The sequence below is a fragment of the Streptomyces sp. KR55 genome (assembly GCF_052245645.1).
GTDB classification, from domain to species: domain Bacteria; phylum Actinomycetota; class Actinomycetes; order Streptomycetales; family Streptomycetaceae; genus Streptomyces; species Streptomyces flavusporus.
On the sequence record NZ_JBQQCE010000233.1, the window covers coordinates 1 to 14646 of the forward strand.

General features: G+C 65.2%; 11 protein-coding genes and 4 pseudogenes. 5 read left to right on the top strand and 10 right to left on the bottom strand.

Annotation, left to right across the window (positions count from 1 at the left end; translation table 11 throughout):
- Window positions 1–100 precede the first annotated feature (100 nt).
- The 3 genes and pseudogenes from ACTWQJ_RS29495 to ACTWQJ_RS29505 all read right to left on the bottom strand — a co-directional run.
- Window positions 101–433, bottom strand: a pseudogene (locus ACTWQJ_RS29495) (transposase); the annotation flags it as partial.
- Window positions 434–1530: 1097 nt separating this feature from the next.
- A pseudogene (locus ACTWQJ_RS29500) lies at window positions 1531–2340 on the bottom strand (transposase family protein).
- 618 nt (window positions 2341–2958) lie between these two features.
- Window positions 2959–4419: an amidase family protein gene (locus ACTWQJ_RS29505; RefSeq protein ID WP_443309578.1), complete on the bottom strand. Its 1461-nt coding sequence runs from the start codon at window positions 4417–4419 to the stop codon at window positions 2959–2961.
- A 248-nt stretch (window positions 4420–4667) separates the two neighbouring features.
- Between ACTWQJ_RS29505 and ACTWQJ_RS29510 the strand changes: the two genes are divergently transcribed.
- Entirely contained in the window at window positions 4668–5282 is a 615-nt protein-coding gene (locus ACTWQJ_RS29510) for a TetR/AcrR family transcriptional regulator (protein ID WP_443309579.1), read from the top strand.
- Between the two features lie 417 nt (window positions 5283–5699).
- Here ACTWQJ_RS29510 and ACTWQJ_RS29515 read toward each other — a convergent pair whose 3' ends face one another.
- The 5 genes and pseudogenes from ACTWQJ_RS29515 to ACTWQJ_RS29535 form a co-directional block, all read right to left on the bottom strand.
- Window positions 5700–6326 carry a YceI family protein gene (locus tag ACTWQJ_RS29515; RefSeq protein ID WP_443309580.1) on the bottom strand — a complete coding sequence of 209 codons (627 nt, stop codon included), beginning with the start codon at window positions 6324–6326 and terminating at the stop codon, window positions 5700–5702.
- Between the two features lie 131 nt (window positions 6327–6457).
- Complete coding sequence (locus ACTWQJ_RS29520; RefSeq protein ID WP_443309581.1) at window positions 6458–6934, bottom strand: VOC family protein; 477 nt, start codon at window positions 6932–6934, stop codon at window positions 6458–6460.
- A gap of 449 nt (window positions 6935–7383) precedes the next feature.
- Window positions 7384–8214, bottom strand: a complete 831-nt coding sequence (locus ACTWQJ_RS29525; protein WP_443309582.1) for a hypothetical protein — start codon at window positions 8212–8214, stop codon at window positions 7384–7386.
- A gap of 1123 nt (window positions 8215–9337) precedes the next feature.
- Window positions 9338–9730: a hypothetical protein gene (locus ACTWQJ_RS29530; RefSeq protein ID WP_443309588.1), complete on the bottom strand. Its 393-nt coding sequence runs from the start codon at window positions 9728–9730 to the stop codon at window positions 9338–9340.
- A gap of 61 nt (window positions 9731–9791) precedes the next feature.
- Window positions 9792–10052: pseudogene (locus tag ACTWQJ_RS29535) on the bottom strand (hypothetical protein); the annotation flags it as partial.
- Between the two features lie 204 nt (window positions 10053–10256).
- Here ACTWQJ_RS29535 and ACTWQJ_RS29540 point away from each other — a divergent pair.
- Window positions 10257–10502, top strand: a pseudogene (locus ACTWQJ_RS29540) (LexA family protein); the annotation flags it as partial.
- A 127-nt stretch (window positions 10503–10629) separates the two neighbouring features.
- Here ACTWQJ_RS29540 and ACTWQJ_RS29545 read toward each other — a convergent pair.
- Window positions 10630–10872, bottom strand: coding sequence for a DUF6207 family protein (locus tag ACTWQJ_RS29545; RefSeq protein WP_443309583.1), 243 nt, complete (start codon window positions 10870–10872; stop codon window positions 10630–10632).
- Between the two features lie 98 nt (window positions 10873–10970).
- Between ACTWQJ_RS29545 and ACTWQJ_RS29550 the strand changes: the two genes are divergently transcribed.
- The 3 genes from ACTWQJ_RS29550 to ACTWQJ_RS29560 all read left to right on the top strand — a co-directional run bounded on the left by ACTWQJ_RS29550 (window position 10971) and on the right by ACTWQJ_RS29560 (window position 13397).
- A complete protein-coding gene (locus tag ACTWQJ_RS29550; protein ID WP_443309584.1) occupies window positions 10971–11330 on the top strand; it encodes a hypothetical protein in 360 nt (119 codons plus the stop codon).
- Window positions 11331–11579: 249 nt separating this feature from the next.
- Window positions 11580–12116 carry a hypothetical protein gene (locus ACTWQJ_RS29555; protein ID WP_443309585.1) on the top strand — a complete coding sequence of 179 codons (537 nt, stop codon included), beginning with the start codon at window positions 11580–11582 and terminating at the stop codon, window positions 12114–12116.
- A gap of 546 nt (window positions 12117–12662) precedes the next feature.
- A complete protein-coding gene (locus ACTWQJ_RS29560; protein ID WP_443309586.1) occupies window positions 12663–13397 on the top strand; it encodes a dienelactone hydrolase family protein in 735 nt (244 codons plus the stop codon).
- 316 nt (window positions 13398–13713) lie between these two features.
- On the opposite strand, the gene ACTWQJ_RS29565 is transcribed toward ACTWQJ_RS29560, so the two are convergent.
- Window positions 13714–14334, bottom strand: coding sequence for a dihydrofolate reductase family protein (locus tag ACTWQJ_RS29565; protein WP_443309587.1), 621 nt, complete (start codon window positions 14332–14334; stop codon window positions 13714–13716).
- Between the last annotated feature and the right edge of the window lie 312 nt (window positions 14335–14646).

Below are 14646 nucleotides of genomic sequence, written 5' to 3' on the forward strand. Positions count from 1 at the left end.
GACGACGCATCGACGTGCTCTTCGCAATGCTCAGAGACGGCACCTTCTATGAGCCCCCGACTCCCACCACAGCTTGACGAAAGCCATAGAGGCACTTTTTCGCGCGGATGGGGGAGGCATCCACGCAAGCCCGCGACCAGTCCAGCTCGTCGGCCGCGTGCAGTTCGGCTAACAGAATCTGGTGCAGACGCTCAAAGACACCCGCTTCGTGCCACCGGCCCAGCCGACGCCAGCAGGTCTGCCCGGAGCCGAACCCCAGCTCCAGCGGCAGCAGTTGCCAGCTGACGTCGTTGTAGAGCACGTACAAGATGCCCTGCAGGCACAGCCGGTCATCCACCGGTTTCGGGCCAGGTGCCTTCTCTGGCCAGGGCGGCAGCAGCGGCTCGATCAGCGCCCACAGTTCGTCGTCCACGATCCACGGCCGATTCCCCACACCTCACGAACAGCCGAATCATCACAGCGGTCACGCCCGATCAGCACACACCAACAAGATCGCGTTACGAGCTCTTAGCGGTAACCGAAGAACGCAGACATGCGGGACCCCACGTGGACTACGAGGCCGGCGTGGACAACGGCCTGCGGCGGGGCGCGGCGGTGCTCACCTCCGCCGCGCCCCTTCGTCTTCGAGCGCGTCGGCGGACGCGCGATGAGCAACGAGTGATGATCCACAGTTTCGTGAATTCACAGCTATCAAGTGTTGACGCTGGTCGCATCGCCAGAGACGTGTCAGGCACGTAGGGCAAATCCTGACCTCCCACGACGCCACAGGCATGGGGAGGCAACAGGTCCTGGACCGAAACTGGACTGTCCGCAGCCAGACCCCCGGTCCTGCCCAGCACCCCACAGACTCACCGTCGACTCCGCGGCCGCTTGCCCGTCCCACCGCTCGGCGGCGGCCTCTGCTACCCCCACGCCGGGCTCCCCCGGCCAGGACCGCTCCTCGCTTGACCAGCCGGGGCGATGTGCCGGTGGGTGCGCAGGATCCCCTGTGTACGGCCGTGAGGCGGGGTGCTGGGCGGGGTGTCTGATGCGCCCGTCATGGCCCTTCAGCTTCCCCCGGAGGGCCCTACGACTGAAGGGGTAATCCCCTCTAATCAACATACAAGGGGATCTTGGCATCTTTTCGGAACTTCTCGAATTCCGTGAAGAAGCCACCGACATTAATCGCCGGCACCTTGATGCAACCTGAAGAGCTGGGGGCAGTCGACGAACCTCCGTGAATGTAGAAGTTTCCGCGACGCACCCTCATGCCCGTGGCTGGGTGCACGGGAAATACGTACCCATCAACTCTCAGTCGCTTCGCCCCCCACACCCCTTGCTCGGAGGGTGGGACCCTTTGAATTCCTCTATCAATCGCCACGTACTCGCCCGATGAGCTGGTTCTGAGGGGTGAAGATACCTCTCTGTTGAGCAACCAATACCTCCCCCCTGGAATGGGCCCCTTGCAGGCTCCCACTGCTCGCCGCCTGGGCTACCGGAGTGTGCAGTCTCACGCCAGACGTTACTCGCGAGTTCACTACTGAACCTCTTTCATCCTGAATAGTCGCAGGTCAGCAGTATGTGGACGGCTTGGACGATGGTGCTGATGCGGCGTGTGGAACATCTGGCTCGTCGGCGCAGTCGCCAGGACTTCAGCTGTGCGAAGGCGCGTTCTCCCGGGGCCCTCAACCGGGCATGGTCGCGGTTGAACTGCTGGTAGTGCTCGGGCTGTTCGCGGTGGTGGTAGTACGGGGTGCGGAACGTGGCGCCGGCGCCCTGATAGGCGCGGCCCGCGAGAACGAGGATCTGCCGGGTCAGGCAAGCCTGGACGATGCCGTGGGCCCGGGCCGCGGTCAGGTCGTGGGTGCGGCCCGGCGTCGCGCGGGAGAACCACAGTGGCGTGCCGTCCGGGCGGGCGATGACCTGCACGTTCATCCCGTGCCGGCGGTGTTTCATCGAGTAGTACGGCTCGTCCGCGCGGATCCGGTCGATGGGGATCAGGGTGCCGTCAACGATGACGTGGTCGCCCTCACCGAGGCCGGTGAGCGCTTCATGGAGGCCGGGCGCCCAGGAAGCCAGAACGTCCAGGGCCTCGTTGACGTATCGCCAGGCGGTGTTCTGGGATATCCCGAAACCGGCTCCGAGCTGCGAGAACGTCTCGTTCTTGCGTGCGCAGATGGACCAGCGTGAGCAACGCCTGCTGGAAACAGCCGAGCTTGCGCCACCGGATGTTACGGGCCCGGCGATGCTCGTACAGCAGCCAGGCAACATGCTCGACGAGCTCATACGGGACATCGAGCATGGCAGGATACGGAACCACAGGGCCCCTTCGGTCGCCGGTGTGCTGAGTGGAATCACCACGCCAACGACGAGGGGCCCTGCCTCGTCACCACGCCCGCTGACCAGCCATTTCACCCTCCAGCACAGGATGAAAGAGGTTCAGTGAGACGCCCAGCAGGGCAGCCCGAGGGCCGGAGAGACAGTAGAGCGCGGCCTGGAGGCTTCCGGTGGCCACGGAGTGGCCGTCGGCCCGGGAGTGTGGGGTGCGGACGGCTACAGCGGCGGCGATAGGGCTCTTCCGCTACGCCAGCAACCCCAGCAGGGCGGCCCAGGCCAGGGCTTCACCGGTCCTTCCCACCTGTGGTCGGCACCGGCACTTACGGAAGCGCGGATCGGCGATCCGGCCGGTGTCCGGCGGACCCAGGTTCACCAGGGCGGGGGACGGGAGAGGACAGGGCAGGCACTAGGCCACCTCGTGATCATCGGGCTTAGACGCCCAAATGATCACGCAGCCGGTGCCTGCCCTGTTATGTGCCTCAACCGATCACAACCCGACCAGCCGCACAGCCCCGGAACCACCCTGGTCAGGCGGTACTCGAAATGTCGCTGAGCACCGGTCGCCGGGGCGCCGCTTGAGTGATGGGTTCCGGACTGCTGTCCGCCCGGATGACTCCATGTGAGGCGGCGTCGCGCGTACCTTTACGCGGGCGCGGGCAGGGTGTCGAAGACGGACTCCACTCGACGTGCCAGATCGAGGAGCTTCCTGTCATGACCATGTGCGCCGTCGATTTCGAGCCCGATGGGCAGGCCCTGTCCGGTCAGACCAATGGGGATGCTGATGCCCGGCAGGCCGGCTCCACTGGCGGGAACGGTGTTCTTCGCGAGAAACAGGTCACGGACCTCTTCGCCCGCGACTGTGAACATCGACCGCTGCTCGATCAGCGGTGCGGGGCTGGGCGTCGTCGGGAAGAGCAGCGCATCGAAGCCGCTGTGCGTGAATACCTTACCGAGTCGGCGCTGGAGTTCCGGGCGATCGACGGACAGTGTCGCCTCGTAGGCCTCCTGCGAAATATAGCCCTGTCCGCTCGGCAGGACGAGATGATCCCACGCTCCCTTGAGTTCCGGCTTGAGATCGTGGTAAATCTCATCGAAAGAAACCGGGAAGTTGTTCTGGCGAAGGAAATCTGTCACCGCTTCCATCGTCTCACGGAAGAACAGGTTCCATGCTATCCGATCCGTTAGCGTGGAATAATCCTCGCCGAGGTCGATCTCGACAACTTCGGCACCGGCGTCCTGCAGGCGCAGGAGCGCACTCTGGAAATGCTTTTCGATGTCAGGATCGATCAGCTCCATGTGCTGCCTGGGAGCGTAAGCGAACCTCGCCCCCTGCAGATCGGAACGATCAGAAAGGGGAGCGGCTACATCATTCGTGACGACCTGGTCGATCAGCGCGGCGTCACCCACGCTGCGCGCCAGGATCCCTGCCGTGTCGAGCGTGTGCGAAACCGGCGCGATGCCACGACTCGGCCACCGTCCCGTGGTCGGCTTGAAGCCCACCACGCCAGACAGTGACGCGGGCACTCTGATGGAGCCGACCGTGTCGCCGCCCAGTGCCGCAGGCACGATGCGGGCCGCGACAGACGCTCCGGCGCCGCTCGAAGACCCCCCCGGCACGTGTGCGCGGCCGTAGGGATTCTTCACCTGCCCATAGCGGCTGTTGTTTCCAGTCAGCCCCCAGGACATCTCAACGAGATTGTTCTTGCCGAAGACGATACCACCGGCATTTTTGATTGCGCCGACAACATCGGCGTCTCCGGCTGGCGTGAAACCTTCCAGGGTTTTTACGCCGAGCGTTGTGGGGAGATCACGCGTTGAGTAACTGTCCTTCACTCCGATGGGGACGCCAAGGAAAGGAGCGCTGGAACCCGCCGCGCGCGCCTTATCCGCTTCTCTGGCCGCGGACAGTACGGCGGATTCATCTATCGTAATGAAGGAATTCAGATCGGAATATTGCCGCGCACGCCGCAGAAGTGCGGCCGAGTACGCCTCGGACGTAATGTCGCCGTCACGAATTGCGGCGGCTGCGGCCGCTACACCGAGTTCGGTCAGTTCATTGTCTCCCGCCGGCACCGCGCCGACGGAGGCTTCCTTGTCCTGCATGATTACCTCTCTTAGATCCGGCCTGTTCCCGCACGGCCGCGGCAGTGGCCTCCTGATCAACCTGACCGGCCCGGTCAACAGCCGAGCCGCCGTACGCGATCCGATCGCAAGGGCAGCCGCCAACAGAATCGCCAGACGAGCCGGCGTTCAGGTAGTGCGCGAAACCCTCACTAAGTAAAGTGATCGCTGTACTTCGTCGAACGTAGCACGCCCCGCGGGGGAAGTAAAGCGATCGGTATACTTGCGGCATGGCAACGAGTGAAACAACGGCCGGTACCCCTCGAGGCGGGCGCGGGGCGCGGGAGCGCATCCTGCGCGCCGCGGTCGAACTGTTCGCGCGCGACGGCATACACGTCACCGGTATCGCGAAGCTGACAGACGTGGCGCACGTGTCGACTCGCACGTTCTACCAGCACTTCCCTAGCAAGGAGGCATTGGTCAGCGCCTACTTGCAACGTGTCGAGTCGGACTCGGAGGGGCCCGTGCACCTCGAGACCGTTCTGGAGCGCAGCGACCTCAGCGCGCGCGAGCGTCTCTTGGCACTGTTCGCCGACTCGCCGCCAGCAAAGGTCGTACGCGGCTGTCCACTGCACAACGCCACCGTCGAAGCGGCCGGGACGATGCCCGAGGCCGCAGCACTGGTCGAGCGTCACAAAAGAGAGTTCACCGAGCGTCTGATCAAAACCGCCGCCGAGGCAGGCGCGCACAAGCCCGAAACCCTCGGACGGCAGCTCGCCTTGCTGTTCGAGGGCGCCCGCGCCCTCTCCACCTCGCTCAACGACACGCTTCCGTACCAGGATGCCCGGGAACTTGCCGAAATGTTGATCGACCAGGCGACCAGGGCGGTTCCAAGTTCCCGATAGGAGCGGGCTGGCGGTGATGCCCCAGATCCAGAGGCGTGTTCGGATGCGTCCCGGATCGCTCGGCATCCCTGACATGGCAGCTGGAGTCCTCGTTTCCCACGGTCCGCGCATTATCCGCCCGGGTCGGCGGGCTGGCCTCGTGGGTATGGAGACTTGTGAAGTCGTAGACCGTCTCCCGTGTCTGCACTCGGCGCTCTCCTGTCAGCGCCGTTGGGTGCGCAAGGCGAGCCGCGCTTGCGGGAAGCGATCCCGCTCAGTTTCGCCGCGACAGCCATGGTCTTGATCGAGCGGGCTCCCGCCGCCCGTGCCCACTCCCGGAGACAGCGTGCACTACGGGCACCTGTTCCAGGGCGGGGCCTTGACTATGCCAACACGGTCGGCTGATTTCCTCGATCACCGCGATGTAGTTGCTTTCTTCTACCGCATCGGACGGCGCACCTGGCCCTTGACGCTGTGCAGGGCGTCGAAGGCGACCACGGCGCCGGCCAAATCGAGGATCCCAGCAGCGGGCGGAAGGCGGCCGTCTCGTTGGTCTTGGCAACCACCAACGGTCTCGATCGCGGAGATGTCGAAGTTCAGCTTCACCTTGTCGCTGACCATCACACCGCCGGCCTCCAGGACCGCGTTGCAGGTCAGGCCCCCCTCGGAGCGCAGGATCTCGGCCGAGCCCTCGAAGCCGACGCGCTCGTTGCCGTAAGGGTCCGCGGCCGTGCCGTTGAGCTCCAGGTCGATCGAGAGCGGCTTCGTCACGTTGTTAATTGTGAGGTCGCCGATCACGCGGTACTGCGGAAGCTCATCAGCGGGAACTGCTCGGCGTCGAAGATAGTCGCCACTGCGCAGGTGGCCGTCGAGGTCGGCGATGCCCATGTCAATGGAGGCGACAGCCCGCGCATGGTCTGGTGACGTAGCAGGGGACGTCTGTCCGTTTCGGGGCAGTAGCCAAGCGCTCAAGGCACTCGGAGAACCTGAGCGTGATCGAACTGCCGCGAGGAAACGACGACTGGCCTGACTGACCGGGGCGATGGGACTCCCGCCGACCTGCACCTGACATGAAGCGTGCGACGCCCTTCAATACGTCACGTCACGGTGTTCGCGCGGTGGTGGGGTTTCCGCGGTCCGGCGGTGTGGGGGGTGAACGGGTTGTGGGTGTCCGTTGTGTTGTTGGGGTGTGGTGTTTAGCGGCCGGGGAGGCGCTGGGTGATTTCCTGGAGGACCCAGCCGTTGCCGTCGGGGTCGGTGAAGGTGGCGTAGGAGGCGTAGGAGGTGCGGTCGGGGTGGGGGCCGGCGAGTCGTTCCTGGCCGCCTTCGGCGTGGTGGGTGACCTGGCCGTTGTCGTGGCCGTGGTAGAGGAGGCCGTTGGCGTCGTGGAAGATGTCGCTGACGTCGATGCCGCGGTTGATGAGGTCGGTGCGGGCTTCCTCGATGTCGGTGACGATGAGGTAGAGGCCCTGGTAGGAGCCGGGGGCGGCGGGGGTGAGGCCCTTGCCGATGATGATGGAGGCTTCGGAGCCGGGCGGGGTGAGGTGGACGAGGCGCCAGCCGTCGTGGGGGGCTTCGTCGACGTCGAGGCGGAAGCCGGCCTTCTCGTAGAAGGCTTTGGCGCGGTCGACGTCGGAGACGGGGACGACGAGGAGTTCGAGCTTGAGGTCCATGTGGGGTGTCCGTTTTCGTGTGTGGGGGTTTCGGGGACGAGATCCCGTCACCTGTTTGACTGGTGACGAGACTGCCAGTCCAATGCGTCACCTGCCAAGAGGGTGATGCGGGTGGGGTTGGTAGGAATATGTGGTCGTTTCAGCCATTTTGTGCCGTGGGGGCGGTGTCCGCACTCAGGGGAGGTCACGCGCCGGGTGGTCTCGGCGGCGAGTTCCCCACCGGCCTGTGTGATGCGGCTGCTGGGCGGGTTCTGAGTGGCGTCACCGTTGAGGCTGAACGGGTGTGGAGACCGACGTGGCCCTCGAGCCGTCGGGTGTCGTCGAGCGGCAGGATCTGGAGCAGGACGCTCCGGACGAGGGCAGGCCATGAATTCCATGGCCTGCGCCACCTCGAACATGCCACTGCCGCAGCCTGGCGTCACCGCTCAAAGATTGAGCGGGACATCGCATCAGTAGAGGTGCGTTACATCCCTATAGGCCACCTGGATTCTTCCGATAGCGGCCATATTCGCTTCATGCATGAGCTGGATGAAGCGAATCCTGTTCCCTTCGTCCCCGATGTCGATAGCTGGCGCATCATTCACGCGCCAGCCCTGTTCATCAAGCTGACCAGCCCAAGCCCACTGATTCATACCGCCATCGTAGGCGGTTCGCTGCACGCCGTACCCTTCGGAAGTGGAAGGGATAGGGCGTCCCTGAAAGTCCGCCTGAAGGTACGCAACCTGAAGCGTCTGCCCAATGGCGGCTGCACTGGGCCTTCCTGCGGTGTACGAGGGCGCGCCCGGGACGCCATAAGGGCCGCCCGTATTCCAGCCATCCGTGGTGCTAGACCTGAAGGTCTGGCGCGGCGCATGCCCCTGATCAGGGGTGTTATAGAAGAGGCGCTGCTCACCGTCACTCAGAGTGACAATAGCTGGCCCCAAAGCCGACGCCGCCTGGCCGACCCCGCCGGCCGCCAGGACGGTTCTGTTGTTATGCCAGTAGGCGTAGCCGTAAAGATCCACCTGCCCCTCGACGGTGTACAGGTTCCCATCAGACCCTCGATAGGCGACCGTAACATTTCCCTCGGGCGTGGCCGTCACGTCTGGCGTGTCCCACGTGGTCTGGAACTGGCCGTTCACCTGAATGGCCTGCCACACAGGAAAACTGTCCACACCGATCAGGCCGGTGCCGACGTTCGTCGAGAAATAGATGCGGTTGTCAGTTCCTCGGTGAAGGATCATCCATCCATCACGAACCGCAGTCACGGACGGCGAATTGTAAGTCGCGGCGTACGGCATGCGGAAAATCGGGGTATTCCGACCATCGCCATATCCCGACTGGAAGTATATGTTGTTGTTAGTGGCCCCCTGCCAGACGTAAACGGTCGCATCCCGGGCAATGCTATGAGCCCCGCTGGGCGCATCCTGCGTCCGCGCGTCATAGATGTCATTGACCGGCTGGTAAGTAGTTGTAGTGTTTGCGTTGGCCGGTGCAGCAGTAACTATCACGCCGCCAACCGCGAACACAAATGTGGCGGCAACCGTCCACCACGCCTTCGCTCTTTTCGAGACGATTGTCGCGGAAGAATTCTTCCAGTAGATGGCCTGCAGGAATATCGCAAAAAACGACCTCTGATTGCGCTAGGAGCGCATGCTCGCTTCCACCTTCAGGTCAAGTGAGCCGTCGAGGTACTTGGAGCGAAATGATCGACATTTTCCATAATGAACAGCGTTGCACGCCAACTGAGCTTCAAAAGGGCCATTGCCAATTTCGTCCCCTGGAAATGACAGCAGGACGCTGAACCTGACGATCTCAGTCGGGACTGCCCGATCCGTGACGCCAACACATGGCTGGTCGCTGACCTTACGTGAAGGCGCGCCCGTCTCCCGCCCTCCTCTCGGTGCGCCCCGAGACCGTTCCACCAGGCTCTTGAACATGTCGCTCCGCCCGGGTTCTAGCGCACGCGTTTTCGCGCCCCGAGACCGTTGTACTCGGCTTCTGAACATGCCATTCCTCCCGGGTTCTAGCGCAATACATTTCTAAGATTCGATCGACGGTCTCGCAACTCACGAGCGGCCGCCTGGGTAAAGCTCAAGGCAACAGTCGCCGGCGGACCGGTCAGGTTGTCTTAGTGGAGAAACCCGCACCGCTCCGTTGCATCGTCTTGCCAGATCCAGAGGCGGTCTCACATGAAGACTCCGGGCTCGCTGGCCGTGGCGGCCAACAGTTGCTCTGCGCGAGGCAGCAACGCTGCGGCTACGCACGCCGGTCACCTGACCGCGCGTCGGTACCAAGTTCGCACTGTTCCGCATATTGGCGCTGGCGTTCGGAGGGGCGTCCGTGGATTCCCCTCCGAACGCCAGCAGAGGACTGATCCCGCCACATAGCGCCGTGACCAGCGCAAAGGGGTCAGACAGCTTCTCAACGGGGCAGGCGCATCAGGGTCAGCACTGCACGGTGGTAGGCCGTCTGAACTGGAGGAAGAGCAGACAGGTCAACTTGCTCGTCGGTTCCGTGGAGCCCCGCGTAGGGGAGGCCGAAGCCGGCGGTGGTTGGAATCTTCCGAGTTGCCATCAAATTTCCGATGTTCGACGGTCCGGCGACCTTCGGCCCGGCGGGGAGCCCGGCAGATGCTGCCGCCGTCAGCAGGGCGGCCGCGGGCTGGTCGGTCGGGGCAAGCCTGTAGGGCGGCCATGAGAGGACTGGCTCGATGTCCGTGGTGCTGGGGGCCGGGGTGGTCGGTGTCCAGCTCGGTGCGGCCTTGCGGAGGAATTCCTCGGCGGCCTTGGCGTCGAAGACGTCGGTGAGCCGGATGACCGAGGAGGCTCACCACCACACCTGCGAGCGTCATGCCGAGCACGCGCGCGGTGGTCGTCGACACCTTCAGCAACGCGTTCGCCTGCTGCCGGTCGGCCTGGTCCTCGACGACGTCGACAACCACGCCCTCCAGCGCCGGCGAGAACAGGGCGCGCGTCACCCCGCCCAGCGCCGCGAGCACGGCGATCAGCCAGATTGGCCCTCCTGCGGCGAACAACGCGGCCAGGCCGGCCCAGCACGCGGCAGCCGCCGTCTCCGTCACGGACACGAGCCGGAGCCGGGACCGCACCCGGTCACCCAGCACCCCACCCCACAGCACTTAAAGACGACCTGGGGCGCTCCCGCCGACAGGCTGCCCACCGTGAGTACCTTGGCGGACGAGCCGTGATCGTTTTCTCGGCCAACGGCGATACCGATGGCTCCCTGAGACCGGAACCCACGCCAGGCTCAATGCCGTAGGGGCCGATTCACCACACGTTCCCAGGAAAAGTCCTCTGGGATTCGGCGAACTCGTCGGTTTCCGGTCTCCGGCGACAGCATGATCGACGCGGCGATCTGCGATGGCGACATCGTGACCGTCAGACGCCAGGACAGCGCTGACCACGGCGACGTCGTCGCCGCGCTCCTGGACGACGAGGCCACGGTGAAGGTGCTGCGCCGGCAGAACGGGCGGGTGTGGCTCATGCCCCGCAACCCGTCCTACAAGCCGATCCCCGGCGACCACGCGCAGATTCTCGGCAAGGTCGTCGGCGTCCTGCGCCTTCTGTGAACAGCCTCGACCGAAGTCACCTTCTCCTGCAGCGACTTCACCCGCAGCCCGCGCGCGCCGGGGACGGGTGTGGCACCGTGGACGCGGGCGGGTCCGTCATTCCCCCCGTGGTGGCGGACCCGCCTGTCTACGTGGCCGACGGCGCCGGCACCGGCGAGGAGGCCTCCTCAAGGACCTGCCGCAGATCGGTGTACATCCGCAGCCGCACACCGGGCTGGCCGGCATCCCGCGTGGTGCGCTCGACGCTCGACGTCCCCCAGATTCGGGCGATCGCGGCCTGGAAGGCCAAGACGGTGGCATCGTCGAAGCCCGCCACGTCGATGACGAGCAGGCCGGGTTCGGACAGGTGCGCTTCTCGAATCGGGTCCACGTCTGTCAGTACGTGTTCGTGTACGGCCGGGGTTCTGTTCAGGCTCCGGATTCACCTGACCGGGCGAGTTGTCAGTGGCGACGTCTACCGTCCCTTGCATGACCAGTTCGCCGAACTCCCGTGACAGCACCTGGGTGTTGGAGGCCACCATCCGGACCGCGCCGACCGCCGATCCCCAATGGCAGGAGCAGCTCGGCAGGCTCCGCCCGGTCGCCTCGTACGACCCGGAGACCCAGACGTGGCATGCCCGCCTCGGCGCGCTCGACCTGGCGGGTGTGCAGATGCTGCAGGCTCTCTTCGACGCCGCGCGCGTCCACGGCACCGAGGTGCGGCTCACGCCCGTGGCGGCCCCGGCGTACTGGGACGGCCCTGCCTTCACGCGGGGGCCGGACGTGGCCGCTCTGCTGGAGGCGCAGGCCGACCGCGGTCGGCCGCTCGGTCAGCTGCCTCTGGCCTGAAGTGCCTGAACGGAAAATCCCCCAGGTAGTGGGCATGCTGGCGCGTTCGTTGGCCAGGGCCTGGGCGTGTCCGTAGGTCAGGCGGAGGCGAGCCGGCGAGCGTGGGCGGCAAGGCCTGGATACCAGGAGGATGAGGCCGGGTTGCAGCCGACCACCCACTCGGGCAGGGATTCGTCAGACCCTCGGATCATCGGCGGGCTACTGTACGGACACGCTGCGCTGCGCACGGTCAGCCGAGGAGGGAATCCTGTGTCATCGCCCTGTGACCCCGAGCACGCTCCCGCCGGCGATGTGGGTGCAGCGCTCATGATGATCGACTCTCGGCTCAAAGCCATCTACGACGGCAAGACCCAGACCGACGCCGAACAACAAGCGCTGACCGACCAGTTCGCCGGGTCCCTGGGCCCCGGGGGAGTCGATGACGTGCTGGACGGCGCGTGCACGCTCATCTACATGTTCATGCAGTGGCTGCGGATGGCCTACGAGGACCACGGCAAGGACGTCATCGAGTGCGTGGTGCCCAACCTCGTGGCCACGCTGCGCATGATGCCCAAGAGCGTCCGTCCCGAGGCCATCCCCACCATGGCCGGCCTGCTGGTCGCGGCAGGCACCGGCCTGAGCCCCAGCCTGTGGCGCAAGCAGTACGGATCCTGGACCAAGGACGAGATGAATCCCCTGGAAGCCACCGCCTTCCTGCTCGCGGAGCACATCAACCGACTCACCGACGACCGCGACTTCGCCACCCGCATGATCACCGAAGCTCTGTCCAGCGCGGACGAAGGCTGACGTGCAGCCTCCCCAGGTGATCAACCTTCAGCGGCAAACGGTCAAGGTGCCGTGACAACGCTCACTCGATTGTCCTTTGACAATCAACTTAGTCCACCGCAATCAGCTGACCTGGGTGGACTTACTTCGATGTCAAAGGATGGTGGCGGAGGTACGTGGTGAACGAGAGCCCGGGCGCCCGGCCCACCACGGAGGCTCATGGCGGCGGCATCGTCGCAGCTGTACCAGGCCCGGGCCAAACCGTCCCTGACAGGGCTCTGCTTCCTACATCCCGGCCTGCACCACACCGTGACCACACTGGCCCGAAGCCCTTGACCGCACGGCCTTGGCCTTTGGGTGAGTGGCTCCGTCGTATCCGGCCACGGAGCCTCCGCAGAAACCCGTTGGCGGACCACGGCGACCACTGCTACTTTTCCGGAGGCCGTGCGAGAGAACGAGGAGGTGGTGCCCGTGAACGTATTCACATGGGTGCTCTCCTCTGGGGTCACGGTCGGGCGATAGGTCGTCCGGGAGCGCCGTTTCTGAGCCCTCCCGAAAGGCACGACCATGCACTTCACTTCTGAACAGCGCCTCGACTGCGGCGTCCTCGAGCGCGAATTCACCCTCGGCGAGATCCCCGGCATCCTGTGGACGCCCGCGTCCGCGTCCGCACCGGTCCCGCTGATCCTGCTCGGCCATCCTCCCCTCGGGCTGCGCAAGATGTACCCCCGACTGGTGGCCCGGGCCAAGCACGCCGCGGCGGAGGACTTTGCCACGGCCACCATCGAACTCCCCGGGAGCGGTGACCGGCCCCGTTGGGCCGCCGCCGAGCAGGCACGCGCCGACCTGCGCCGGGCTATGGAAGCCGGCGAGCCGGTCAGCGACGAGATCATCGACGCCCTCATCCTCCCGCTCGTCGAAAAGTCGGTCCCGGAATGGCAGGCCGCCCTGGACGCCCTTCTCTCGTTGCCCGAGATCGGCGGCCCAGTCGGGTACTCGGGGGGAGTGATCTCCAACGGCATCCGGTTGGCGGTGGTCGAGCCGCGCATCGTGGCCGCCGTTCTGTTCGCCGGGAGTTTCGTGCCTCGCGCCATGTTCGAGGAGGCCCGCCAGGTCGCCATTCCGCTGCACGTCCTGCTGCAGTGGGACGACGAAGGGAACGACAGGCAGGCGGCCCTGGACCTTTTCGACGCCTTCGGCTCCAAGGAGAAGACGCTGCACGCCAACATGGGCGGGCACACCGGCGTCCCGCAGTTCGCGGGGGACGCCGCGGACCAGTTCTTCACCCGGCACCTGAAGTGAGGCCGGGCCGTGAGGCCGGCAGCAGACGGTAAGCGGCGTCGGCCATGATGCCGTCCTCGAGGACGGGCCCCGGACCTCCTCGATGACGGCGCCCGGCAGATGCACAACCGCCCCGATCGCGGCGGTACCGGCCAACGGCGGTACCGGACGGTCGGGGCGGCGCGAGGGTGTCGACTAGGTTCGGTGTCAAACGCCTCGATTGGATGACAGGGCGACTGGCTTCACTGTCCAAGGACATCGATTGTCCTATGCCATCGAACTTTGAGTGAGTGTCATCGAACTTTGAGCGGTAGTTGTGAGTGACACCGCCCTTCTCTCAGGACAGCACGCGATAGGTCACGTGTGTAACCGAGTCCGCTGCTCGCGACTCCACCTGCTCAAGATTCAGCGAGGGCACGCCGTCGAACAGCCGTGTGCCGGCGCCGAGCGTGAACGGCACAATGTGTAGCCGCAGCTCGTCGATCAAGCCTGCGGCGAGGTACTGGTTGATGGTGGTCGCGCCCCCGTGGATCGACACGTTGCGGTCCCCGGCTGCCTCGCGAGCCTGCCGCAGTGCGGATTCGGTGCCGTCGGTGACGAAGTAGAACGTGGTGCCGCCGTCCATCGGTTGCGGGTCGCGCGGGTGGTGGGTGAGCACGAAGACCGGTGCGTGGTACGGCGGATTGTCGCCCCACCAGCCCTTCCACTGTCGATCCCACGCGCCGCGAATGGGGCCGAACATGTTGCGCCCCATGATGAAGGCGCCGACCGCCGTCAGCCGGTCGAGCTCGGCCTGCCGCTGCTCCGGGGTTTCGAACATCCAGGCGTGCAGCCTGTCGCCCCAGCCATCACCAGCGTCGTCGCCGAACGGGCGCTGCTCGGCCTGGTTGAGCCCGGCCGAGTACCCGTCGACAGAGATCGAGAGGTCGCAGGTCACCCTGCCCAAACGTTTGGTCACTGTGCCGTCCTCCTTGTGGCGACCTTCCGTCGCCTTCGCGGTGAGCAGCCTGATCCGTTCATCATTGGGGTAGACCGTTCCGGGTCCGCGAACTCATCGCGCGGCCGTACCGCCGTTCCCGGCGCCATCCAGCTGCCCGCCGACCCTTGACCCTGTGCTCAAACTTCGACGACACGAACTCGCGTCCTCAAGGTTCGATGGCACGCGACCAAGGTTCGGTGACACGGGACATCGATCGTGGGGACTTGCGACGGCACCCGCGCGGCCGACTTGATTCATTCGAACTAGTAATCGAATATCGTGTCATGGCGG

Coding starts and splice junctions, on each gene's coding strand:
- ACTWQJ_RS29525 (WP_443309582.1), bottom strand. CDS start 8,214: ATGCCGTACGCCGCGACTTACAATTCGCCGTCCGTGACTGCGGTTCGT.
- ACTWQJ_RS29550 (WP_443309584.1), top strand. CDS start 10,971: ATGACCAGTTCGCCGAACTCCCGTGACAGCACCTGGGTGTTGGAGGCC.
- ACTWQJ_RS29505 (WP_443309578.1), bottom strand. CDS start 4,419: ATGCAGGACAAGGAAGCCTCCGTCGGCGCGGTGCCGGCGGGAGACAAT.
- ACTWQJ_RS29510 (WP_443309579.1), top strand. CDS start 4,668: ATGGCAACGAGTGAAACAACGGCCGGTACCCCTCGAGGCGGGCGCGGG.
- ACTWQJ_RS29520 (WP_443309581.1), bottom strand. CDS start 6,934: ATGGACCTCAAGCTCGAACTCCTCGTCGTCCCCGTCTCCGACGTCGAC.
- ACTWQJ_RS29560 (WP_443309586.1), top strand. CDS start 12,663: ATGCACTTCACTTCTGAACAGCGCCTCGACTGCGGCGTCCTCGAGCGC.